Source organism: Aureimonas altamirensis, from assembly GCF_023702225.1.
GTDB classification, from domain to species: Bacteria; Pseudomonadota; Alphaproteobacteria; order Rhizobiales; family Rhizobiaceae; genus Aureimonas; species Aureimonas altamirensis_B.
Window position 1 is genome coordinate 16,693 of sequence record NZ_JAMQCO010000010.1, and the last position, 23,201, is coordinate 39,893.

Sequence of the window (23,201 nt, forward strand, 5' to 3'; positions counted from 1 at the left end):
CCATCAGGTCCGTGCATACACATCGTCGAGCCGTACGATATCGTCCTCGCCGGTATAGCTGCCCACCTGCACTTCGATGATCTTGAGGTCGATCTTGCCCGGGTTGCGCATACGATGAACGCAGCCGATAGGCAGGTAGGCCGCCTCGTTCTCGTGATAGTGCTTCACCTCATCGTCGATCGTAACTTCGGCGGTGCCCTTGACGACCACCCAATGTTCGGCCCGATGATAGTGGCGTTGCAGTGAAAGCGTACCGCCCGGCTTGACGCAGATGTGCTTGACCTGGAATCGATCGCCGATATCGATGCGCTGGTACCAGCCCCAGGGACGATGGATCCTCAGATGATCCGTCGCCTCGCCGAAACCCTCGGTGCGAAGTTGGGTGACGAGATCCTTGACCTTGGATGCCTGGTCCTTGGACGCGACGAGCACCGCATCGGGCGTCGTCACGACGACGATCCCATCCAGTCCGACGACAGTCGTCAGATGACCGTCCGACATCACGAGGCTGTTCGTCACCCCGATCGTCGAAACGGGGCCCTCGATGACGTTGCCCGCATCATCGTGCTTCTTGACGTCATAGACCGAATCCCACGCGCCGATATCGGACCAGCCGAAGCTGGCCCTGACCACCCCGGCGCGATCGGTCTTCTCCATGATCGCATAATCGATGGAGATTTTCGGCGACCGTGAGAAGCTTTCGGCGTCGAGACGAAGAAAGTCGAGATCGCGCTTGCCACCGTCGACGGCGGCAGAAGCGGCCTCGATAATGTCCGGGCAACGCCGCTCCATCTCCTCGATCATCACGTCCGATCGGAAGAGGAAGTTTCCGCTGTTCCAGAGGAGGCCTTCCGAAACGTAGCGCGCCGCCGTATCGACATCGGGTTTCTCGACGAACCGATCGACGACGAACGTATCGTGCGTCGCCAATGCGTTGCCGGCCGCGATATACCCATAACCTGAAGCAGGGAATGTCGGCACGATGCCGATCGTCATGATCCTGCCGGCGGCAGCCTGCGAAGCGGCGACCTTGCAATCGTGCACGAAAGCTTGATCGTCGTCCACGACATGGTCGCCTGCCAGGACGAGGCAGAGGGAGCCCGTCTGCCGCGCCTCCACCATCAGGGCCGCGACGGCCACGGCGGCGGCGGAGTCGCGCCTCTCCGGCTCAAGAACGATCTCGCCCTCCACACCTATGGCGCGCATCTGCTCGGCCACGACAAACCTGAAGTCGTTGGACGTTATGATGATCGGCTGGGTGAAATCCGGCCCGGTGACGCGCGTCAGGGTGCCCTGGAAGGTGGACAAGCCGTCGTCCATGATCGCGATGAACTGCTTGGGCATCGTTTCGCGGGAGATCGGCCATAAACGCGTTCCGGCGCCCCCCACCATGATGACGGGCGTGATCTTCGTTTCCAGGCCGTCGTCGAGGCTCATCTCATGCTCCAATTGCCTGTCGCGCGCAGACAAGCGATATCAAGGCTCGGGAACCGGGTGATTATGTGCTTTCCGTTCGCAGATCAACTCGCAGTCGATGAATGGTGGGGCGGCAAAAGCTTGCCCGGGTTCATGATGCCGTTCGGGTCCAGCGCGGACTTGATTGCGTGCATTGTTCGGATTTCAGCGGGACTGCGCGAGAAACCGAGCCATTCGCGCTTCAGTGTTCCGATGCCATGCTCTGCCGAGACGGAGCCACCTTCCCTGCGTACGCGCTCGTAAACCAACCTTTCCAGCGCATGGGCCGTCCGCTCATCCATCCGGTCGCGATGCAGGATCAGGTGAAGGTTGCCATCGCCCATATGGCCGAAGAAGAGGCTGCGTGTGCCGGGGAAAGCGGCCGCGATGGCGGCGCTCGTACCGTCCACGAAGGCCGGCATCGCGAGCAGCTCGACGCTGACGTCGAAGTTCAGGAGGCCCGGCAACGCGTCGTCGAGCCCGGCCGCCTCCCGAACCGCCCAGAATGCCTGCGCATCGGCATGCGAGCGCGCCAGCAGCGCATCCTCGACAAGGCCGTCCTCGAATGCGGCTTCCAGAAACGCTTCCAGCGGCTGCTCTGACTCGATGAGCACGCACATGGCCGGCGTGGCATCGAATGGGCGCGTCTTTGCCAGCCGGCAGCCGATGTCGTAATAGGCCGGCCACATCGCCTCGAACGCGGACAATTCCACAGCGGAGCGTGCCGCGGCCAAGAGGGCAGTTGCCGCGGCGGCGTCCGGCAGCGCACAGAACGCCGTGACGATGTCCGCAGGTTTCGGCCACAGACGGAACACCGCGCGCGTCACGACGCCGAGTGTCCCCTCCGAACCGACGAACAGGCTCTTCAAGTCGTAGCCCGTATTGTCCTTCATAAGGCCGCCGAGATGCGACAGCACCGTCCCGTCGGCAAGCACGACCTCCAGCCCCAGCACGTTCGTCCGCGTGGTTCCGTAGCGGATGACCCGCGGCCCGCCCGCATTGGTGGCCACGAGGCCGCCGATCTGGCACGAGCCGCGCGCTCCGTAATCGATGGGAAACACCAGGCCGGCCTCCTCGGCCGCCTGCTGTGCGACGGCCAGCAGGGTGCCTGCGCGGACGCACATCGTTCCGGCCTGCCGGTCCACCTCTTCCACGCCGTGGAAACGGACCAGCGACAATGCCACCTCGCCCGGCGAGGCGTTGGCGCCGCCGGCGAGGCCCGTCATGCCGCCCTGCGGAACGATGCGAAGCCTATGCCGATGGCAGATCGCCATCGCCCTCGATGTTTCTTCCACATTCGCCGGCCGCAAAAGCGCTGCGGGCAGATGGCCGCCGGTGCGGCTCTCGTCCGTGCGCGATGCCTCCGGGACATCCGGCCCGACAAGACAGCCGGAGGGTCCCAGGCAGGCCAGCAGTTCGTCGAGCGCCGCCTGCATGCTGTCAGGCGATCGCCATCAGGCTGGCATTGCCGCCGGCGGCCGCCGTGTTGATGCTGGTCGAGCGCTCTTCCACCAGCCATTCCAGACGATAGCGGCCACCATCGGCGATCTCGGCCGAGGTCAGCGCCTGCACGAGGGCGATGCCTCCGTCCTTTTCCGTCAGGCGCCGCTGCACGTTGGCGACGCGCTGCGCGTCGCCCTCGACCAGAACGGCGGCAATGTCGGCCGGGATCGCACCGTCCCTCAGCAGAACGGGCTGCAGGTCCACCGGCAGGCGGTCGAGCGCGAAGCGGTCGAAGTCGCGCGCCGGGATCGCAGCAGAGTTTCCCGTTGCGATCGCCGCGCCCATTTGCACGGCGAGCCCTTCTTCCGTCTCCGCCAGAAGCAGCACCCGCCCACGCGGATGGATATCGTAGACGTTCCTTTCCCCCACCGGCCCCGGCAGCTCGGTCGAATAGCCGAGAAGCGATCCTTCGGCCTGTGCACGAACCTTGTCGGCGGCGGCGGCCTGCCCGATCTGGACCAGCCAGTTGGCATAGTCGCTCAGGCGCGCCGGTGCCTCGCCGCGGAAGGCCGGCTCCGGCTGCACGGCCAGAAGCCGCCGCAGATAGAGCGGCCCGCCGGCCTTGGGCCCGGTACCGGACAAGCCCCGTCCGCCGAAGGGCTGTACGCCGACGACCGCACCGATGACGTTGCGGTTGACATAGACATTGCCCACCGCAATTCGGCCGAGAACGGTTTCGATGGTCTCGTCGATGCGGGTATGCAAGCCGAAGGTGAGGCCGTATCCCGTCGCGTTGATCGCCTCGATCAACGGCGCCAGGTCGGCGCGGCGGTAGCGCAGCACGTGCAGAACGGGCCCGAAGACCTCGCGCTTCAGGGCCGCGATATCGTCGATCTCGACGATGGTGGGCGCCACGAAGGTTCCGTGCTCCGTCTCGGCCGGCATGGCCAGGCGGCTGACCGCATGGCCCCTTTCGCGCATGGCCTGCACATGCGCCTCGATGGTGCTCCTCGCCTCGTGCGTGATGACGGGGCCGATGTCGGCCGAAAGGCGGTCGGTGCGTCCGATCGTCAATTCTTCCAGGGCGCCGCGCAGCATGGCGAGGGTACGGTCGGCGGCCTCTTCCTGCACGCAGAGAATGCGAAGTGCCGAACAGCGCTGGCCCGCACTGTCGAAGGCCGACGCGACGACATCCGCCACGACCTGCTCGGTCAGCGCCGAAGAGTCGACGATCATCGCGTTCTGGCCGCCCGTCTCGGCGATCAGGGGCGCGATGCGCCCATCCGGCGTGCGGCGGCCGGCAAGGCTGGCCTCGATCAGCCGGGCGACTTCGGTGGACCCGGTAAACAGAACGCCGCATACGTCCGGGGCGGCGGTCAGCGCCGCGCCGACATCGCCGGCGCCGGGCGTGAAGATCAGCACATCGTCCGGGACGCCCGCCGCGTGCATCAGGCGCACGGCCTCGGCCGCAACGAGAGGCGTTTCCTCGGCCGGCTTGGCCAGCACGGCATTGCCGGCCGCCAACGCGGCCGCCACCTGCCCCGTGAAGATGGCCAGCGGAAAGTTCCATGGGCTGATGCAGGCGATGACGCCCAGCGGCCGGCACTCTGCCTGCGATCCGAGTTCGCGGATTTCGGCGGCGTAGTAGCGAAGGAAATCCACCGCCTCGCGCAGTTCCGCCACCGCGTTGGGCAGGCTCTTGCCGGCCTCCCGGACGGTGATGCCGAGAAGGCGTGCTGTATTGTCCTCGAACAATTCTGCCGCGCGCTCGAGTATCGCGGCGCGCTCGTCGGTCGAGCGGGCAGCCCATGCGCACAAGCCGCCGGAGGCATGCCGGACGAGATCGGCGATCCTGCCGGGATCGACCGTCTCGACGGTGCCGACCGCCTCACGCCGATCGGCCGGATTGGTAACCGTCTGCGGATTGCCGGTGCCGCTGCCATGTGGCGCGCGCGCCGTCCAGCCTTCCGTCGCCGTGCCCCTCAGCCGGTCGCCCAGCGACGCCAGGACCGTTTCGTCGGCAAGGTCCACGCCGCAGGAATTTCTCCGACGTTCGCCGTAGAGCCGCCCCGGCAGCAGAATGGCCGGGTTGGTGCTGCCGAGCGGTTCGAAGGCCGATGCGACGTCGACAGGGTCGGCCGCCAGTTCCTCCACCGGGACCGCCTCATCGGCGATCCGGTTGACGAAGGACGAGTTGGCGCCGTTCTCCAGGAGGCGGCGCACCAGATAGGCCAGCAGGGTCTCGTGCGTGCCGACCGGAGCGTAGATCCGGCAGGGCCTGTCCAGCCGCTCCGGCCCGACGACTTCCTCGTAGAGCGGCTCCCCCATCCCGTGCAGGCACTGGAATTCGTACTGGCCGCGCCCATAGCGTGCCGGTTCGGCCATCACGTAGATGCTGGCCAACGTCTGCGCATTGTGGGTTGCGAACTGCGGGAAGACCGCGTCCGGCGCAGCCAGAAGGCGCCGGGCGCATGCGAGATAGGCGACATCGGTATGCACCTTGCGCGTATAGACCGGGAAGTCCGAATAGCCGTCCACCTGCGCGCGCTTGATCTCCGCATCCCAGTAGGCGCCCTTCACCAGCCGCACCATGAGGCGATGGCCGCTGCGCCGCCCCAGGTCCACCAGCCAGTCGATGACGAGAGGACAGCGCTTGCCATAGGCCTGCACGACGAAGCCGATGCCGTCCCAGCCCTTCAACTCTGGCTCGAAGGCCAGCCTTTCGAGAAGGTCGAGCGAAAGCTCCAGCCGGTCGGCCTCCTCCGCGTCGATGTTGAGGCCGATGTCGTAGCGCCGGCACAGAAGCGCCAATGCCGCCAGGCGCGGATAGAGTTCCGCCATCACGCGGCCGGCCTTGGCCCGCGCATAGCGCGGGTGCAGGGCCGACAATTTGATGGAGATGCCCGGCCCCTCCTGCACGCCCTTGCCGCCCGAAGCCGCGCCGATGGCGTGAATGGCTTTTTCGTATTCGTCGTAGTAGCGCGCGGCATCGGCCGCCGTCATGGCGGCCTCGCCCAGCATGTCGTAGGAGTAGCGGAAGCCCTTGCGCTCCATCGCGCGGCTGCGCTTGAGCGCCTCTTCGATGGTCTCGCCGCGCACGAACTGCTCGCCCATCAACCGCATGGCGATGTCCAGCCCCTGCCGGATCACAGGTTCTCCGAAACGGCCGACAAGCCGCGTCAGCGCCCGCGAAAGGCCGGCCTCGCTGACGGTCGCCGTCAGCCTGCCCGTCACCAGGAGGCCCCATGTCGCCGCATTGACGAAAAGCGAGTTGTCGTCGTCGATATGGGCGCGCCAATCCCCCTTGGAGATCTTGTCGCGAATGAGCGCGTCCCGCGTGGCCCTGTCCGGGATGCGCAGCAACGCCTCCGCCAGGCACATCAGGGCAATGCCTTCCTGGCTCGACAACGAGTATTCGTGGATCAGGCCCGGTACGCCACTGTTGCCGGCCTTGGCGCGCAAGCCGCGCACCAGTTGCCCGGCCAGGGTGCGGATACGGTCGGCGGCGGCAGGCGCCTGACGCGCGGCATCCAGCAGCGGCGGCAGGCACTCCGGTTCCGGCCGGCGCGTTGCCTGCGTGATGGCGCGCCGCAAGGGCGTTTCCGCCGTCACCCGCGCATCGAACGCGCCGAACGGCTGAGGTTGTTCCGCATGATCCGCGATCCGGTTGGCTGCGCTCATCTCTGTCTCCATGGAGCGCACGCCGCGCCCACTGCCGGTATTCACTTAATCGGCCGGCGCGCGGACTTAAATGCCGATCTTTGAACAGGTCTCCGAATTATGTTCGGCGTAAGCGCCTTTCGGCCGAATGAGTACACCTACAATTGCGATTCCAGCGGCAACCAGCCAACGATCCTTGCCAGAATCCGTCGACCGAGGCCTGCCTCCGGCTCCTGCGTCAACCGGACAGGCACGCCCGATTCCGTCGCGCTCCACATCATGGCTCCGTCGGCATCCAGGGTGACCCGATAGCTCATCGCCGGCGATATCTCCTCCGCGAAGATGCGATCCATTTCTTCGACGAGCGCCGGAACGGCGAACAATACGCCCATCTCCGTGTTCAGGGAAACGGAGCGCGGATCGAAATTGAGCGAGCCGACGAAGCCTGCCGTTCCGTCGCTGGTAAAGGCCTTCGTATGCAGGCTCGCCTGGCTGGAGCCGCGCAGGCTGATCCCGCCGGAGGCGGCCGTCGGCTTCAACTCGTACAAGGTCACGCCGCCTTTCAGCAGCGGCTCCCTGTAGGGCGCGTAGCCGCCATGGACGGCGGCCACATCGGTGGCGGCAAGGGAATTGGTGAGCACCGTGACGTCGACGCCCTTTTCCACCAGCCGCGAGAAGAATTGCGTGCCCTCGTCGCCCGGTATGAAGTAGGGGGACGAGATGTTGAGCTGCCGCTCGCTGGATGCCAGCAGCGGCACCAGCTCCTCCAGCAGCGAATTGCGGCCGCTCTTGCCGGCGGCCTTCTCGGCGGGGTCGGAGACCAGCCGTGCCTCCTGCGTCCAGTGCACGTCGGCATCGTCGAACAGGGAGGCGACCGTCAGACGTTCGCGCAGACGCGCGATATATGGGTTGGCGGCAGCTGTATCCGCCAGCCGGCCGAACGCCTGCCGCAGCTCGTCCAGCGGCGGCGTCTCGCGCTCGGCCAGGGCCTGCACCGGAAGTGCGAGGCCGCTGTTCCAGTACTCGTCGAAGATCACCTCCGCCTGGCCGGCCATCTCGCCGATGGCGATGATGTCCAGGTCGCGGAAATTGGACGCTTCCGCGGCGTCGAAATATTCGTCGCCGATATTTCTGCCACCGACGATTGCGATCTGACCGTCGGCGATCCAGGCCTTGTTGTGCATGCGCCGGTTCACGCTCACCATGCGCAGCGCCATCTCGATTCCGCGGCGGATCGGATTCTCGCGGGCATGGGTGGGGTTGAACAGCCGAACCTCGATCAGCGGGTGGCTGTCGACCGCAAGGAACGTCCTGTCGGACAGGGATACGCCGATATCGTCCAGAAGCAGACGGACGCGCACGCCCCTGTCCGCTGCTGCCAGGGCCTCGCGCAGGATGAGACGGCCGGTCAGATCGTCGTTCCAGATATAGTACATGAGATCAAGGCTGCGGCCGGCTATCCGTGCGGAAAGGGCGCGGGCAGCGAACGCGTCGAGGTTGGACGATACGAGCACAAGCCCGCTCTCCGCGTCGTGGCCCTTGCGCAGCCCATCCACATAGGCGTCCAGCACGGTCGGCGCCCCGTCGCGCGACAAGGCGTGGCTGGGTGCGCCCCGCGCGCCCTCCGCGAAGCGACCGAAGGCGTAGGCGGCGACCATGGAAGCCGCGGCGAACACCAGAACGACGACGAGCACGATCGCCAGAAACCGCATCATGAACCGATGATATCCGATTATCGCACCATGAGGCGGAATGCCGCATGGGACGGAAGTCTTGTTAGGGCCGTTTCAACGATGTCGGGCGCAAAGTATGGCTACGCCTACGCCTTTGTCATGATTGCCAGCCTTTCATGCCTCAGTTATCGCATTAGGGATAAAAGGCAACGGCGTTCCGTCCCTCGTGAAGGCTTGAACCGAACCGCGATTCTCGACTACAGTCCGCTATAAAATTGCGTTCAAAGTATTAATATTAACGTTTATACCGATCTGGAGTTTCGACGGTGCATTTGTCCGGCCCCCCGAAGGATGCCGAACCGGTCGGTCCCGCGCTGCACGCGGAGCCGATGTCACCTGATCTGCGATCTCATATTCTCCAGCTTGTCGCCACTGCGCGCATGCTCGGCAAGGCCGAGATGATCTGCGAAATCGATGCCGATGCGGACCCTTCCGTACGGACCGAGTTCGAGCGTCGGATGCAGCAGGCGCGCCACGATCTGGAAGCCGCGATCATGGACAGGGGCGTCGGCGGCCCGTTCGCATTGCCGGCGCCGATCATCCCCGCGATGAGCCCGCCGCCCCGGCAGCCGGAAGCGCCGTCCAGGGCAGAGAAGAGCCCGACCTACAGCGATTGGGATGCCGACCGGCCGCGTTTCGGATCCATCCCCGCCGTAATGGCGCTTCTGGTCGCCCTGGGGCTTTTCGCGCACTGGGCCTATGGCGGCTCCTTCGGCGCATCCGACACGTTCCAGTATTACGTCGCGCGCGAACGTTGTCTTGCCGTATCGGACGCCCTCCTGGACCTGCGCAACGGCCGCCCGCAGAGACTGGCGGGCGACCTGACGGCGCTCCAGCGCGAGGAAGCCGACTGCACGTCGCGCAACATGTATGCGCCGACGTGGAAGTAGGCTCCCGTCGCGGGGTCAGTGCGCCAGCAGAAGCGGTATCGGGCTGTCGTTCAGAAGATCGCTCGTGACGCCACCCAGAACCGCCTGCTGCATGCGGGAATGCGCATAGGCGCCCATCACCAGCAGCCCCGCCCCCTGATCCAGCGCATGATTGCGCAGCGCATCGGCGACGTTGCGGCGCGCCGCGGTCAACACCGTTTCCGACGCTGAAATGCCATGGGCCGAAAGATAGCGGACCAGCTTTTCGGCGGGCTGGATGTTGGAGACGTCCTTCTCTCCGCGCACCGTAACGACCTGAACCTCTCCGGCCTGGTGCAGCATGGGCAGCGCCTCGCGCACGGCGCGCACGGCCGGCACGCTGCCATCCCAGGCGACGAGGACCTTCGCAGGCAGGCCGCCGGGGCTTCCGGCGGGAACGCGGATCACCGGCCGGCCGCTGCGGAACAGCAGCGCCTCCACGATTTCGCGCTCGTCGCGCAGGCTGCTGCCACCGGCATCCACCACCACGACGTCCTGCAACTGCGCACGCAGGGCCGCGCGGCCCACAAGGGCGAGGAAATCGAGCGAGATCAGTTGCGTTTCCGGCTCGATGCCCGCCTGACGCGCCGCCTCGGCCGCGAGTTCCATGCTGGCGTGCGCCTGCCCTTCCAGCTTGCGCGCCTGCTCCGCCAGCATCTGGCCCGGCATGTCGGTGATCAGGCTGTACGGAATCCAGGCCGGCTGCGGCGACAGGAAATCGATGGTCAGACGTCCCCCGAACTGCCTGGTGATGGCGATGGCCAGCGCCGTTGCCGGGCTGGCGGCGCTGCGCGCCTCCGCTTCTGGCAGGAGCGTGAGCATTACGGTCTTGTAGGCAGGCGACATGAACTGGTTTCCTGTTGTTGCGGACAGGGTCATTCCCGTCCGAGTCCGGTTTTGCCGATCAGCATCTTTTCAACTTCCAGTATCAGCAGCAACACGATGCCGACGAAAAGGATCAGCGCCCCGTCCGCAAAGGGCACCGGCGCGCTGGCGAACAGCGTGTGCATGACCGGAAGGTAGGTGAATGCGAACTGCGCGAGCGTGACCGCCGCCAGCGCCAGCAGAAGGACGGGTGTGCCGAGAATGCCGCGCAGGCTGATCGAGCCCTGGTGCAGGTAGCGCACGTTGAAGAGATAGAAGATTTCCATCACCACGAGCTGGTTGACCACCATGGTCCGGGCGGTATCGACGCCGAGGCCGCGCCAGATCGCCCAGTTGAAGATGAAGAAGACGCCCACCGTGAAAAGCAGCGAGACGAAGCAGACCCTCCAGAGCAGAAATGGCGACAGGAGGGGCGCGCCGGCGGGCCGCGGCGGACGTTCCATCACGCGGGGCTCCGGCGGCTCGAAGGCCAGCACGAGGCCGAGTGTGATGGTGAGGATCATGTTGATCCACAGGATCTGCGCCGGCGTCATCGGCAACGTCGTACCGATGAACAGGGCAACGACCACGGCAAGGACCTCGCCGCCATTGGTGGGCAACGTCCAGGCGATCACCTTGCGGATATTGTCATAGACGGTGCGCCCTTCCCGCACGGCGGCCACGATGGAGGCGAAATCGTCGTTCGCCAGAACCATCTCCGCCGCTTCCTTGGCGGCCTCCGTACCCTTTCGGCCCATGGCCACGCCGACATCGGCCTGCTTGAGCGATGGGGCGTCATTGACGCCGTCGCCCGTCATGGCGACGACCTGCCCATTGGATTGCAGGGCGCGGACTATGCGCAGCTTGTGCTCCGGGTTGGTCCGCGCAAAAACGCTGACCGACCGCGCCACGGCCGGAAGATCGGCTTCGGCCACGGCATCGAGCTCCGCCCCCGTCATCGCCTTCGGATCGTCGGCCAGCCGCAGTTGCCGCGCGATCGCCGCCGCCGTGTCCTTGTGGTCGCCGGTGATCATCTTGACGGTGATGCCGGCCGTGCGGCAGTCGGCGATGGCGGTGACGGCTTCGTCCCGCGGCGGGTCGATCAGGCCGACGATGCCCACGAATGTCAGCTCCTCGCCCAGCCGCTCCATGGAAAGTGTCGTCTCCCCCGCGGCGGCGGGCCTTGCGGCAAAGCCGAGGACGCGCTCGCCGCGCGAGGCTGCATCGGCGATTTCGCCCTCCCAGCGCGCCGCGTCCGCGCCGGCGGCCATCGCCAGCAGCCGCTCCGGCGCGCCTTTCACGAACACCCAGCGCTCCGCGTCCGGTCCGGCATGGAGTGTCGCCATGAAGCGGTGTTCCGCATCGAACGGGATCGTGTCCAGCCGTTTCCATGCGGCCAGGCCGTCGGGCGTCAGGCCCGCCTTGCGCGCCAGCGCCAGAAGCGCGCCCTCCATCGGATCGCCCAGAACGCGCCAGTCGCCGTCCTCGTGGACCAGTTCGGCATCGTTGCAGAGCGCCGCACAATAGAGAAGAAGGTCGGTCTCGCCCTCGGGAAGCGGCGCTCCGGCAACGTAACCTTCTCCTACACGGCCTTCGGGCCGATACCCCGCGCCTTCCACGGCCGCTGCGAGACCGGGGGTGACCAGGTGGCGCGCGGTCATCTCGTTGCGGGTGAGCGTACCCGTCTTGTCCGAACAGATGACGGATGTCGCGCCAAGCGTTTCCACCGCCGGCAGGCGGCGCACGATGGCGTGGCGGGTCGCCATGCGCTGAACGCCGATGGCCAGGGTGATGGTGATGACGGCGGGAAGCCCTTCCGGCACGACGCCCACCGCCAGCGAAACCACGACCATCAGCGCATCCACCATGCTGTAGCCGCGCACCAGTGTGGCGAAGGCGAACAGCAGCGCCGAGAGCGCCAGCGCGAAATAGGTGAACAGCGTGCCGAAATGGTTGATCTGTCGCAGCAACGGGGTCTGCAGCGTTTCGACCGCCCCCATCAGCGCGCTGATCCGGCCGATTTCCGTGCGGCCACCGGTACCCACCACGACGGCGCGCGCCTGCCCCGTGGCCATCAGCGTCCCGGAGTAGAGCATGGAGGCCCGGTCGCCCAGTGCGGCGGCATCCAACACGGGCTCGGCGGATTTCTGCGCCGGTACGGATTCGCCGGTCAGCACCGCTTCATCGACCAGCGCGGCGCGCGCCTCGACGATGCGCAGGTCGGCCGGCACCTTGTCGCCGGCTTCCAGCAGCACGATGTCACCCGGCACGAGGTCGGCGACCGCCAGTTCGGTCCGCTTTCCGTCTCGCAGGGCAAAGGCGTGCGGAGCGATCATGTCGCGGATCGCATCCAGCGCCCGCTCCGCCTTGCCTTCCTGAACGAAGCCGATGACGGCGTTGATGACGACGACCGCCACGATCACGGCGCCGTCTATGACGTGATTGAGCGCGAAGGCCGCAATCGACGCAGCAAGCAGAAAATAGATCAGCACGTTGTTGAACTGCGCCAGGAAGCGCATGGCCGGGTGCTTGCGGCGCCTTTCGGGCAGACGGTTCGGGCCATGGACGGCCAGGCGCTCGCGCGCCTCGTCGCCCGTCAGGCCGTCGGTTCGGGTGGCGAGGGCGCGCATGACTTCGGGGACGGGGAGCGAATAGGCGTGGTCGAGCGCCGTGTCCCCGGCTTCGGCATCCGGCGCTTTCGTCATGCCCGCGCTCCCGTTTTCCGTATCTGTGAACCTACGGTTGCTTGATGAATGATTCGGGGCAAGCAGGAATTGATCGAAATCAAAAAAGCATGGGCTGGCCATCGTTTGCCGGAAGGCGTAACATGCGTTACGGATAACTTGTACTCGTTCCAATCCATGTCATATGTGTGGAACGGCCCGGCACGATCGAGCGGCGCAGGCCAGCCGAGCCGGAGATACGAAACCAGAGGAAGCGGGAAATGCCCCCATATCGCTCACGCACGACCACGCACGGCCGCAACATGGCCGGTGCCCGTGGCCTGTGGCGCGCCACAGGCATGAAGGACAGCGACTTCGGCAAGCCGATCATCGCGGTGGTCAACTCGTTCACGCAGTTCGTGCCGGGGCACGTGCACCTGAAGGATCTCGGCCAGCTCGTCGCGCGGGAGATCGAGCTTGCCGGCGGCGTCGCCAAGGAATTCAATACCATCGCGGTGGATGACGGCATCGCGATGGGGCACGACGGAATGCTGTATTCGCTGCCCTCGCGCGAGTTGATCGCCGACAGCGTGGAATACATGGTCAACGCTCATTGTGCGGACGCCATGGTCTGCATCTCCAACTGCGACAAGATCACACCCGGCATGCTGATGGCCGCCATGCGGCTGAACATCCCCGTCGTCTTCGTGTCCGGCGGCCCGATGGAGGCCGGCAAGGTGACCTGGGAAGGCACCGAGAAGAAGCTCGACCTCGTCGACGCCATGGTGGCGGCAGCCGACGACCGCATCTCCGACGAGGAGGTTCAGGTGATCGAGCGGTCGGCCTGCCCCACCTGCGGTTCCTGCTCGGGCATGTTCACGGCCAATTCCATGAACTGTCTGACCGAGGCTCTCGGGCTCTCGCTGCCCGGCAACGGTTCCACGCTGGCCACCCATGCCGACCGTCGCCGCCTCTTCGTCGAGGCCGGCCATTTGGTAGTGGATCTGGCGCGGCGTTATTACGAACAGGACGATGCGTCCGTCCTGCCGCGCTCCATCGCCACCTTCGCCGCCTTCGAGAATGCGATGACGCTGGACATCGCCATGGGCGGCTCGACCAATACGGTCCTGCACCTCCTAGCAGCGGCGCACGAGGCCGAGGTCGACTTCACCATGGAGGATATCGACCGCCTGTCCCGCCGCGTGCCCGTCCTGTGCAAGGTGGCTCCCGCCGTCGCCAACGTCCACATGGAGGATGTGCACCATGCCGGCGGTATCATGGGGATCCTCGGCGAGCTGGATCGAGGCGGACTGCTGGATACCAGCGTCGGCTGTGTCCATGCCGAAAGCATGGCCGACGCGCTCGACCGCTGGGATGTCGTGCGGACCGACAGCCGTTCCGTGGGCGAATTCTTCCGCGCCGCGCCGGGCGGCGTCCCGACGCAGGTCGCGTTCAGCCAGGACCGTCGCTTCGCCGATCTGGATATCGACCGGGAAAAGGGCGTTATCCGCAATGTCGAGCATGCCTATTCGAAGGATGGCGGCCTCGCGGTGCTGTACGGCAACCTTGCCGAGTACGGCTGCATCGTCAAAACCGCGGGTGTGGATGATAGCATCCTGAAGTTCCACGGCACGGCGCGCATCTTCGAGAGCCAGGACGCCGCCGTCTACGGCATCCTCAACAACAAGGTGCAGGCCGGCGATGTGGTGCTGATCCGCTACGAGGGTCCGCGCGGCGGCCCCGGCATGCAGGAAATGCTCTATCCGACGAGCTACCTTAAGTCGAAGGGCCTCGGAAAGGCTTGCGCACTCGTTACGGACGGGCGCTTCTCGGGCGGTTCTTCCGGCCTGTCGATCGGCCACGTCTCGCCGGAAGCGGCGGAAGGCGGCACGATCGGCCTGGTGCGGGACGGAGACCGGATCGAGATCGACATCCCCAACCGCAGCATCCATCTGGCGGTGGCCGACGACGAACTGGCCCATCGCCGCGCCGAGCAGGAAAAGCATGGCTGGCAGCCCGCAGAGCCACGCAAGCGCCGCGTCACGGCGGCGTTGCGGGCCTACGCATCCATGACGACCAGCGCTGCCAAGGGCGCCGTCCGCAACATCTGATCGGGGCGCGGCGGTGCCCTGCATCGCCGCCCGCCATCTAGATTTTGAAATGCCGCAACTGCCGTCCGCCATCCTTCAGATGCAGATAGGCGCCGTCGAATTGCGCCATGGCCCGCAGCTTGGGCCAGTCGGCAATGACGGCCTCCTTGTTGTGGAACAGCACGATGTTCTGCGACTTCAGGTCCTGGAGCACACGGTTCACGTGCACGACCGACAGGCCCACGGCATCGCTGAGGTCCGATTGCGTCAGCGGAAAGGGGATGCGCCCCGCCTCAGCCAGGCCGACATTCTCTAGCCTGACCGCAAGCTCGCACAGGAGATGGCATATGCGGCGCGGGCCCGGCCTGCGGCCGACATTGACGATCCATTCCCGGAACATCGACCCGTCGATCAGCGTGTCGCGCCACAACAGGTTGGCCAAATGCGGATGCCGTCGCACCCACTGCCGGAACGTCGAATGCGGCACGAGGCCGAGCTGGCAGGGTGTCGCCGCCGCGAGGCTGTGGTCCATCACGTCTACATGGAGGCTGTAGAAATCGGGAAAGTCGCCCGGCGTGTGGAAGGACATGATCTGCCGCTTGCCATCGACGAGGATCTTGTAACGACAGGCGAGGCCGCCGATGATCACGCAGCAGTGGCGCGGGCTGGACCCCTCTTCCGCGATGAGATGACCGGCCCCGACATTCATGACGGTCATTTCCAGCGAGGCGATCGCCGCCTCGTCCTCCGGCAGGAGATTGCCGATCCCGGACAGCTTGCGCGCCAGCATCTGGGCACCCGTCGGTTGGTAGAGCATATGCATCCAGTCCTCTCCGCATGCATGACGAAGCCCCGGAAAGCACATACCGTTACCGTGGCGGCCTCGTCATGTGGCTCCCCGCAGGAATATTACACCCCTTGAAGACTGGGACCAAAAGCATAAGGCCGCCGCCAATATACCCCTTTTTGCTTAAGGCCACGATACGTCTTTCGAAAGGACATTCCGAAATCCTAGCGGATATAGACGGGCCTGTAGATCACGATCGGCTCATCCAGGTCACGCAGCATCTCGCGCCGGTCGGCCCGCCTCGACAGGTCTATCCGCTGCAGGCAGGCCGCGAAGGCATCGGTGCCTCGGCGGAAGCCGTAATCCGTGCACTGCGCCTCGTCCGAGGCGCGGAGCTCTTCCGGGGTCAGCGTCCGACAGGCTGCCAGGCTGGCCGACAACGCCAGAAGCGGCACGAGGATGATCTTGATGGGAATCGGCATGGCGGTCGGTCTCCTCCACGAGACGGGACGACACTGCACCCGCTCATGGCCTGCCGCAAGTCCGCAGCGACGTATCAGCCGGCGTCGCTGCCGCGCTCCGTGGCGACGGAAACACCGCCGGCATCTTCCAGCGCGCGGGCGACATCCGGCGCGGCCCGTTTCCGCAGGATGATCAGGGCGGCCGAGGCCAGCGGGGTCAGCCCCGCCCCGCCTGCATCGGCGTGGCGCTGGATGTCGTCCCGCATGCGCGGCGTCCAGAACGTGGCCAGATGGTCGGCCATGCCGAGCGCGCCCGGCTCGTGGCCCTGGCTTTCGAAGAAACGCGCGATCTGGTTGGCCATCCGCACCAGCGTATCCAGCGTATCGGCGCGCCCGCTCATTCCGCCGGCTCCGCCGGCGCGATCCTGCGGCTGCGGCTGGCAAGGGCCTCATAACGCTCCTGCCAGTCGCTGGGGCCGTTGGACAACGACACCTGTACTGCCGTCACCTTGTATTCGGGGCAGTTGGTGGCCCAGTCCGAATAGTCGGTCGTCACCACGTTGGCCTGGGTGAGCGGGTGGTGAAACGTCGTGTAGACGACACCGGGCGCGACCCTGTCGGTAATGCGGGCGCGCAGGGCCGTCTCCCCGGCCCGGCTGGCGACGCGCACGAAATCGCGCTCCTTGATGCCGCGCTCTTCCGCGTCGTGGGGGTGGATCTCGAGCAGGTCTTCCTCGTGCCAGAGGACGTTTTCCGTGCGCCGCGTCTGTGCCCCGACATTGTATTGGCTGAGTGTGCGGCCCGTGGTCAGCAACAGCGGATAGCGGGGGCCCGTCCGCTCGTCGGTCGGCACGTATTCCGTCAGGACGAAGAGGCCCTTGCCGCGTACGAAGCCATCCATGTGCATGGTCGGGGTGCCGTTGGGCGCCGCCTCGTTGACCGGCCATTGCAGCGAGCCGGCCTGTTCCAGCCGTTCGTAGGTCACACCGCGGAACGTCGGCGTCAGGGCCGCGATCTCGTCCATGATCCGGGACGGATGGTCGTAGGACATGTGATAGCCCAGCGCATTGGACAGCATCTGGGTTATCTCCCAGTCGGCATAGCCGTTGCGCGGGGCCATCACCCGGCGGACACGTTGTATGCGCCGCTCCGCATTCGTGAACGTGCCGTCCTTTTCCAGAAAGGTCGACCCCGGCAGGAAGACATGGGCGTGGACGGCCGTCTCGTTCAGGAACAGGTCCTGCACGACGACGCATTCCATCGCATCGAGCCCGGCAGCGACGTGGCGGGTATTGGGATCAGACTGGAGGATGTCCTCGCCCTGGATGTATATTCCCTTGAAGCGGCCGGCCACGGCCTCGTCCAGCATGTTGGGGATGCGCAGCCCCGGCTCGGCGTCGAGGGATGCGCCCCACGCCTCCTCGAAGAGGGCCCTCGCCCCGGCGTCAGAGACGTGCCGGTAGCCCGAGAGTTCGTGCGGGAAGGAGCCCATGTCGCAGGCCCCCTGCACATTGTTCTGGCCCCGCAGCGGGTTGACGCCGCTGCCTGGCTTGCCGACGTTTCCGGTGGCCATCGCCAGGTTGGCGATCGCCATGACGGTGGTGGAGCCCTGGCTATGCTCCGTTACCCCGAGCCCGTAATAGATGGCGGCATTGCCGCCCGTGGCGTACAGGCGCGCCGCCTGCCGCACATCGGCCGCAGGGACGCCGGTACGGCCCTCCGCGGCTTCGGGAGAATGGCGCTCCTGCGCAACGAAGGACGCCCACTCCGCAAAGGCATCGAGGTCGCATCGGGTGCGGACATAATCCTCGTCGACGAGATTTTCGGTCACGATCACATGGGCCATAGCCGTCAGCATCGCGACATTGGTGCCGGGGCGCAGCGGCAGGTGGAAGGCCGCCTCCACATGCGGCGTGCGCACCAGATCGATCCGGCGCGGATCCACCACGATCAATTTCGCGCCCTGACGCAGCCGCCGCTTCATGCGGGAGCCGAACACGGGGTGGCCGTCGGTCGGGTTGGCGCCGATCACCATGATGACGTCGGCGTGGTCCACGGAATCGAAATCCTGGGTGCCGGCCGACGTACCGAAGGTGGTCTTCAGGCCGTAACCGGTCGGAGAGTGGCAGACGCGCGCGCAGGTATCGACGTTGTTGTTGCCGAAACCGGCGCGCACCAGCTTCTGCACCAGGAAGGTTTCCTCGTTGGTGCAGCGCGACGATGTGATGCCGCCGACGCTTCCCACGCCGTGCGCGGCCTGAATGCGCCTGAATTCGGAAGCGGCATGGGCGATCGCCTCCTCCCAGCTGACCTCCCGCCACGGATCGGACGTCGAGGCGCGGATCATCGGCGTCGTGATACGTTCCCGATGGTTGGCATAGCCCCAGGCGAAGCGCCCCTTGACGCAGGAATGGCCGTGATTGGCCTTGCCGTCCTTCCACGGCACCATCCGCACGAGCTCTTCGCCCCGCATCTCGGCCTTGAACGTGCAGCCGACCCCGCAATAGGCGCAGGTCGTGACGGCGGAATGCTCCGGCTGGCCGATCTCGATCACCTTGCGCTCCGTCAGCGTGGCGGTCGGGCAAGCCTGGACGCAGGCGCCGCACGAAACGCATTCCGACGAAAAGAAATCCTGCGACTGGCCAGGCGAAACGCGGCTGTCGAAACCGCGCCCAGATATGGTGAGGGCGAATGTACCCTGCACTTCCTCGCAGGCGCGCACGCAGCGGGAACAGACGATGCACTTGGACGGATCGTAGGTGAAATACGGGTTGGACTCGTCTTTCGGGCTATAGGCGAAATTGTCCACACCGCCCTGTCGCGCCTTGACGTGGTTGGCGCCCTCATAACCGTAACGGACCTCGCGCAGGCCCACGGCGCCGGCCATGTCCTGCAGCTCGCAATCGCCGTTGGCGGCGCATGTCAGGCAGTCCAGCGGGTGGTCCGAAATGTAGAGTTCCATCACCCCCTTGCGCAGCGTCTTCAGGCGCTCTGTCTGGGTGCGCACGACCATGCCTTCGGTAACCGGCGTCGTGCAGGAGGCCGGCGTGCCCATCCGCCCCTCCACCTCGACGAGGCAGAGCCGGCACGAGCCGAACGGCTCGAGACTGTCGGTCGCGCAAAGCTTCGGGATGGCGGTTCCCATCTCCGAGGCCGCCCGCATGATCGACGTGCCTGCGGGGGCGGTCACGCGTACGCCGTCGATCGTCAGCGATACCGTCTGGCCCGACGTGCTGGGCGGAGTGCCGAAATCCTGTTCGCGGATCAGGGACATGGGGGTCGCCTCCTCTGCCTTCAGCCGGCCGATTCCAGCGACGCCGGCAAGGCGCGCAGGGTCAGGTCGAAATCTTCGGGAAAATGCGTCATCGCGCTGGACACCGGATAAGGCGTGAAACCGCCCAGCGCGCAGAGCGAGCCGAACTTCATGGTCTGGCACAGATCCGCCAGGAGGCCGAGGTCGGCGCCGACGGGCGCCTGCGTCTGCCGCGCGGCGAGGATGCGGTCCAGCACCTCCTGGCCGCGCACCGCGCCGATGCGGCAGGGCGTACATTTGCCGCAACTTTCCACCGCGCAGAATTCCAGCGCGAAGCGTGCCATTTCGGCCATGTCGACGGTATCGTCGAAGACGGTGATGCCGCCGTGGCCGATCAGCCCGTCCTTCGCCGCGAAGGCCTCGTAATCGAAGGGCGTGTCGAACAGATGCGGCGGAAAGTACGCGCCCAGCGGCCCGCCCACCTGCACCGCGCGGACCGGCCGTCCGCTGGCGGTGCCGCCGCCCACCCCGAGCACCAGCTCGCCGAGCGTGATGCCGAAAGGCACCTCGTAGAGCCCGCCATACCGGATATTGCCGGCCAGTTGCACCGGCATCGTCCCGCGTGAGCGTCCGATACCCATGGCGTTGTAGCTCTCCGGGCCGTCGGCGAAGAGCGCCGGCACGGTGGCGAGGCTCAGCACGTTGTTGATGACGGTCGGCTTGCCGAACAGGCCTTGCAATGCGGGCAGCGGCGGCTTGGCCCGCACCAGCCCGCGCTTGCCTTCTATCGAGTTCAGCAGCGCCGTTTCCTCGCCGCAGACATAGGCACCGGCCCCGACCCTGACTTCCATGTCGAAGGCTACTCCGGACGCGCCGATATCCGGGCCGAGCCAGCCGGCGCGGCGGCTCTGCACGATGGCGCGTTCCATCGCGGCGATCGCATGGGGATATTCGGAGCGGATGTAGATATAGCCGTATCGCGCACCCACGGTGGCCCCGCAGATCGCCATGCCCTCCACCATGCGGAAGGGGTCGCCCTCCATCAGCATCCTGTCGGCAAAGGTGCCGCTGTCGCCCTCGTCGGCGTTGCAGACGACGAATTTTTCATCGCCGCCGGCCCTGAAGACGGTTTCCCATTTGATGCCGGTGGGGAAGCCGGCTCCGCCACGACCGCGCAGGCCCGAGGCCTTGACCGTGTCGATGCGCTCCTGCGGTTGCATCGCCAGCGCCGCCTTCAGCCCGCTCCAGCCGCCATGCGCCGCGTAGTCGGCCTCCGAGCGCGGATCAACGATACCGCACAGGGCGAAGGTGCTGCGCACCTGCCCCATCAGGAATGGATGATCCTCCGGCCGGCCGATGCGCAAGGGGTGCTCCGCGCCTTCGAAAAGCCCCGCATCCACGAGCCCGGCAACGTCTTCGGGTGCGGTCGGCCCATAGCCTATGCGGCCGCTGGGGGTTTCCACCTCGACCAGCGGCTCCAGAAAATGCGCCCCGCGCGATCCGTTGCGGATCAGGACGATGTCGATACCCAGCCTGTCGGCGGCCTCTGCGATGCGGTGGGCGACCTCGTCTGCGCCGACGCTGACGGCCGCGGCGTCCCCCGGAACGAAAACCCTAGAGCGTTTCCTGCTCATAGGCCTGCCTCCGCCAGCAAGGCGGCCAGCCGCTGCGGCGTCAGGCGCGCATGCACCCGTCCGTCCACCATGGCGGCCGGGGAAAGAGAGCACAGGCCGAGGCAATAGACCGGCTCCAACGTCACGGCGCCATCGGCGCCGGTTGCGTGCATGGGTATGCCCAGTTGCCGCTCCGCAGCCTTGGCCAGCGCGTCGGCCCCGCGGGACTTGCAGGCTTCCGCGACGCACAGCCTGACGACGTGGCGGCCGGCAGGCCGGCGGCGGAAATCGTGATAGAATGTGACGACGCCGTGCACCTCGGCGCGCGACAGGTTGAGCGCTTCGGCGATGGCCGGAACCATGGCGTCGTCCACGAAACCGAACGCGCCGACCACATCGTGCAGTATGGGCAGCAGCGCACCCTTGCGGCCGTCATGCGCGGCCAGTATCTCGGCCAGCCGCCCGGCATCGTACCCGTGGTTGCCGCCTACCCTTTCCAGCATTGCGCACTCCTCCTGTAATGCGGAAGAGTCGGTCCAAATTTAGAACCAGTCAAATAGCCGGCATCACTGATTGATAGACGATATCTATCAGGATGGGCCGAGCATGTCGGCAAGAGCCTGCCGCAGTTGGGCGGACCGCCCGCAGGACAGGGCAACCCGCGCCATGACCGAACTGGGATGGCGATTGGGTACGACGAGGCCCACGGGTTGCGGCCGCGCCGGCGGATCGAGCGGCATCGTGGAGATGGCCGGATCGCAGGCGACCGTCTGCGCATAGGTCTGCGGCATGATGCAGGAAAACTCCCCCACCCGCACCATGGACAGGAGTGCGGCATAGGAGTTGGCCATGGCCGCCGGCCGGACATCGAGGCCGATGCCCGCCAGATGGGCATCGAGGATGCGGCGGTTCTGCATGTCGGGCGCCAGGAGGCACAGGGGCGTCGCGACCGCCTCCGCCCAGCCGATCGAGGCGCGGCCGGCCAACGGCCCGCCGGCCGGCGTGGCGAAAATGTAGGTTTCGCGGTACAGCGTCGCCGAAATGACGTCGGGCAGCGGCTCGTTGTCGAGATAGGTCATGCCGACGTCGATTTCGTATCCGGCAAGCGCGCGATCGATTTCGCGCGAGGTCAGGGCATGGATCTGCACGGCAACCGCCGGATGAAGGCCGCGCAGCGCCGCGACGAACGCCCCGCATACAGGCATCGCCGCCGGGATGATGCCCAGCCGCATCGACCCTGTCACATCGCCGCCGGGCGGCGTTTCCGTTGCATCGCGCAGGCCCGAAACATCGGCCAGGAGCTGCTGTGCCCAAGGCAGCGCGGCCTCGCCCTCCGCGGTCAGGCCGGCGAACCGCCGATCCCTCAGAACCAGCCGTACGCCAAGCTCGTCTTCGAGCGCGCCGATACCGGCGGACAGGGTCGGCTGCGTGACGCCGCAGGCAGACGCTGCGCGGCCGAAATGCCGCTCACGCGCCAGCGCGACGAAATACTCGATGGTGCGGATCTGCATGCGCCCTCCTTGCCGAGCGCATATGGCCCGACGCGTGGAAGCACCGTCAACAGGGATCGGCATGGTACAAGCGCCGCGCGGCATTACGTTTGGGCGGACGAGACACGTCGGAGGACGAAGATGATGACACAGACAGGACCGGGCAGCTTCATCCACCGCTACAATCCGGGGCGGGACGCAAGCCGCCGCCCGCTTCTGCTGCTGCATGGCACGGGCGGCAACGAGGACGACCTCCTCGATCTCGGCCAGACGGTATCGCCCGGCTCCGCCCTGTTGTCGCCGCGTGGCAAGGTCAGCGAAAACGGCATGCCACGCTTCTTTCGCCGGCTCGCGGAGGGCGTCTTCGACGAGGAGGACGTAAAGTTCCGGGCCTACGAGCTGGCCGACTTCGTTGCGGAGTCGCGCCTGGCCTACGGGCTGGATACGCCGATGGCTTTCGGTTTCTCCAACGGCGCCAACATCGCGGCGGCGCTGCTGCTTCTGCGTCCGGAAGCTCTTGCCGGTGCGGTGCTGCTGCGGGCCATGGTGCCCTTGCGGCAGATGCCCTCGCCCGATCTCTCGGGGAAGCGGATCCTGATGCTGTCGGGCGCCATGGATCCGATCATCCCGGCGGCCAACGCGGCTATGCTGGCGGAGCACCTCAAGGCTTGCGGCGCAGATGTCACCTATCGCAACCTGCCGGCCTCGCACGGGCTGACGCAGGCGGACCTTCGCCATTCGGCGGAATTCCTCGCCCTTTGACTTGAAGGCGCGATGGCTT

At 66.3% G+C, this 23,201-nt stretch carries 16 protein-coding genes; 3 read left to right on the top strand and 13 right to left on the bottom strand.

Translation table 11 applies throughout. The annotated features are described in order from the left end of the window. Positions 1–3: 3 nt before the first annotated feature. The 4 genes from NDN16_RS16485 to NDN16_RS16500 all read right to left on the bottom strand — a co-directional run bounded on the left by NDN16_RS16485 (position 4) and on the right by NDN16_RS16500 (position 8,273). Entirely contained in the window at positions 4–1,437 is a 1,434-nt protein-coding gene (locus NDN16_RS16485) for a mannose-1-phosphate guanylyltransferase/mannose-6-phosphate isomerase (RefSeq protein WP_251114569.1), read from the bottom strand. A gap of 83 nt (positions 1,438–1,520) precedes the next feature. Beyond that, on the bottom strand, positions 1,521–2,891 hold the full coding sequence (locus tag NDN16_RS16490) for an FAD-binding oxidoreductase (RefSeq protein ID WP_251114570.1): 1,371 nt from the start codon (positions 2,889–2,891) through the stop codon (positions 1,521–1,523). Between the two features lie 4 nt (positions 2,892–2,895). Further along, positions 2,896–6,579 carry a trifunctional transcriptional regulator/proline dehydrogenase/L-glutamate gamma-semialdehyde dehydrogenase gene (gene putA, locus NDN16_RS16495; protein WP_435301116.1) on the bottom strand — a complete coding sequence of 1,228 codons (3,684 nt, stop codon included), beginning with the start codon at positions 6,577–6,579 and terminating at the stop codon, positions 2,896–2,898. A 137-nt stretch (positions 6,580–6,716) separates the two neighbouring features. Beyond that, entirely contained in the window at positions 6,717–8,273 is a 1,557-nt protein-coding gene (locus tag NDN16_RS16500; RefSeq protein ID WP_251114572.1) for a phospholipase D family protein, read from the bottom strand. 347 nt (positions 8,274–8,620) lie between these two features. On the opposite strand from NDN16_RS16500, the gene NDN16_RS16505 reads away from it, so the two are divergent. Next, on the top strand, positions 8,621–9,181 hold the full coding sequence (locus tag NDN16_RS16505) for a hypothetical protein (protein ID WP_251114573.1): 561 nt from the start codon (positions 8,621–8,623) through the stop codon (positions 9,179–9,181). A gap of 15 nt (positions 9,182–9,196) precedes the next feature. On the opposite strand, the gene NDN16_RS16510 is transcribed toward NDN16_RS16505, so the two are convergent. Continuing rightward, positions 9,197–10,045: a universal stress protein gene (locus tag NDN16_RS16510; RefSeq protein ID WP_251114574.1), complete on the bottom strand. Its 849-nt coding sequence runs from the start codon at positions 10,043–10,045 to the stop codon at positions 9,197–9,199. A 29-nt stretch (positions 10,046–10,074) separates the two neighbouring features. Beyond that, on the bottom strand, positions 10,075–12,768 hold the full coding sequence (locus NDN16_RS16515) for an HAD-IC family P-type ATPase (RefSeq protein WP_285292773.1): 2,694 nt from the start codon (positions 12,766–12,768) through the stop codon (positions 10,075–10,077). A 239-nt stretch (positions 12,769–13,007) separates the two neighbouring features. Here NDN16_RS16515 and ilvD point away from each other — a divergent pair, with 239 nt between their 5' ends. After that, entirely contained in the window at positions 13,008–14,837 is a 1,830-nt protein-coding gene (gene ilvD, locus NDN16_RS16520) for a dihydroxy-acid dehydratase (protein ID WP_251114575.1), read from the top strand. Between the two features lie 37 nt (positions 14,838–14,874). Here ilvD and NDN16_RS16525 read toward each other — a convergent pair whose 3' ends face one another. The 7 genes from NDN16_RS16525 to NDN16_RS16555 form a co-directional block, all read right to left on the bottom strand. Beyond that, entirely contained in the window at positions 14,875–15,639 is a 765-nt protein-coding gene (locus NDN16_RS16525; RefSeq protein ID WP_251114576.1) for a Crp/Fnr family transcriptional regulator, read from the bottom strand. Positions 15,640–15,827: 188 nt separating this feature from the next. Continuing rightward, on the bottom strand, positions 15,828–16,085 hold the full coding sequence (locus NDN16_RS16530) for a hypothetical protein (protein ID WP_251114577.1): 258 nt from the start codon (positions 16,083–16,085) through the stop codon (positions 15,828–15,830). Between the two features lie 74 nt (positions 16,086–16,159). Continuing rightward, positions 16,160–16,465, bottom strand: coding sequence for a formate dehydrogenase subunit delta (locus NDN16_RS16535; protein ID WP_251114578.1), 306 nt, complete (start codon positions 16,463–16,465; stop codon positions 16,160–16,162). Next, the gene (fdhF, locus tag NDN16_RS16540) at positions 16,462–19,338 is read right to left on the bottom strand and encodes a formate dehydrogenase subunit alpha (RefSeq protein ID WP_251114579.1); all 2,877 of its coding nucleotides are present in this window, start codon (positions 19,336–19,338) and stop codon (positions 16,462–16,464) included. The genes NDN16_RS16535 and fdhF overlap by 4 nt, the downstream gene beginning before the upstream one ends. 20 nt (positions 19,339–19,358) lie before the next feature. Further along, on the bottom strand, positions 19,359–20,951 hold the full coding sequence (locus tag NDN16_RS16545) for a formate dehydrogenase beta subunit (RefSeq protein WP_251114580.1): 1,593 nt from the start codon (positions 20,949–20,951) through the stop codon (positions 19,359–19,361). Beyond that, a complete protein-coding gene (locus NDN16_RS16550; protein ID WP_251114581.1) occupies positions 20,948–21,433 on the bottom strand; it encodes a formate dehydrogenase subunit gamma in 486 nt (161 codons plus the stop codon). The genes NDN16_RS16545 and NDN16_RS16550 overlap by 4 nt, the downstream gene beginning before the upstream one ends. Positions 21,434–21,520: 87 nt before the next feature. Continuing rightward, a complete protein-coding gene (locus NDN16_RS16555; protein ID WP_251114582.1) occupies positions 21,521–22,441 on the bottom strand; it encodes a LysR family transcriptional regulator in 921 nt (306 codons plus the stop codon). Between the two features lie 123 nt (positions 22,442–22,564). Between NDN16_RS16555 and NDN16_RS16560 the strand changes: the two genes are divergently transcribed. Beyond that, positions 22,565–23,182 (top strand): alpha/beta hydrolase, encoded by a 618-nt coding sequence (locus tag NDN16_RS16560; RefSeq protein ID WP_251114668.1) that lies wholly within the window; start codon positions 22,565–22,567, stop codon positions 23,180–23,182. Positions 23,183–23,201: the final 19 nt, after the last annotated feature.

What these genes read in the sequence shown, in the direction of transcription:
- NDN16_RS16485 (WP_251114569.1), bottom strand. Translation starts at nt 1,437, where the DNA reads ATGAGCCTCGACGACGGCCTGGAAACGAAGATCACGCCCGTCATCATG.
- NDN16_RS16490 (WP_251114570.1), bottom strand. Translation starts at nt 2,891, where the DNA reads ATGCAGGCGGCGCTCGACGAACTGCTGGCCTGCCTGGGACCCTCCGGC.
- putA (WP_435301116.1), bottom strand. Translation starts at nt 6,579, where the DNA reads ATGAGCGCAGCCAACCGGATCGCGGATCATGCGGAACAACCTCAGCCG.
- NDN16_RS16500 (WP_251114572.1), bottom strand. Translation starts at nt 8,273, where the DNA reads ATGATGCGGTTTCTGGCGATCGTGCTCGTCGTCGTTCTGGTGTTCGCC.
- NDN16_RS16505 (WP_251114573.1), top strand. Translation starts at nt 8,621, where the DNA reads ATGTCACCTGATCTGCGATCTCATATTCTCCAGCTTGTCGCCACTGCG.
- NDN16_RS16510 (WP_251114574.1), bottom strand. Translation starts at nt 10,045, where the DNA reads ATGTCGCCTGCCTACAAGACCGTAATGCTCACGCTCCTGCCAGAAGCG.
- NDN16_RS16515 (WP_285292773.1), bottom strand. Translation starts at nt 12,768, where the DNA reads ATGACGAAAGCGCCGGATGCCGAAGCCGGGGACACGGCGCTCGACCAC.
- ilvD (WP_251114575.1), top strand. Translation starts at nt 13,008, where the DNA reads ATGCCCCCATATCGCTCACGCACGACCACGCACGGCCGCAACATGGCC.
- NDN16_RS16525 (WP_251114576.1), bottom strand. Translation starts at nt 15,639, where the DNA reads ATGCATATGCTCTACCAACCGACGGGTGCCCAGATGCTGGCGCGCAAG.
- NDN16_RS16530 (WP_251114577.1), bottom strand. Translation starts at nt 16,085, where the DNA reads ATGCCGATTCCCATCAAGATCATCCTCGTGCCGCTTCTGGCGTTGTCG.
- NDN16_RS16535 (WP_251114578.1), bottom strand. Translation starts at nt 16,465, where the DNA reads ATGAGCGGGCGCGCCGATACGCTGGATACGCTGGTGCGGATGGCCAAC.
- fdhF (WP_251114579.1), bottom strand. Translation starts at nt 19,338, where the DNA reads ATGTCCCTGATCCGCGAACAGGATTTCGGCACTCCGCCCAGCACGTCG.
- NDN16_RS16545 (WP_251114580.1), bottom strand. Translation starts at nt 20,951, where the DNA reads ATGAGCAGGAAACGCTCTAGGGTTTTCGTTCCGGGGGACGCCGCGGCC.
- NDN16_RS16550 (WP_251114581.1), bottom strand. Translation starts at nt 21,433, where the DNA reads ATGCTGGAAAGGGTAGGCGGCAACCACGGGTACGATGCCGGGCGGCTG.
- NDN16_RS16555 (WP_251114582.1), bottom strand. Translation starts at nt 22,441, where the DNA reads ATGCAGATCCGCACCATCGAGTATTTCGTCGCGCTGGCGCGTGAGCGG.
- NDN16_RS16560 (WP_251114668.1), top strand. Translation starts at nt 22,565, where the DNA reads ATGACACAGACAGGACCGGGCAGCTTCATCCACCGCTACAATCCGGGG.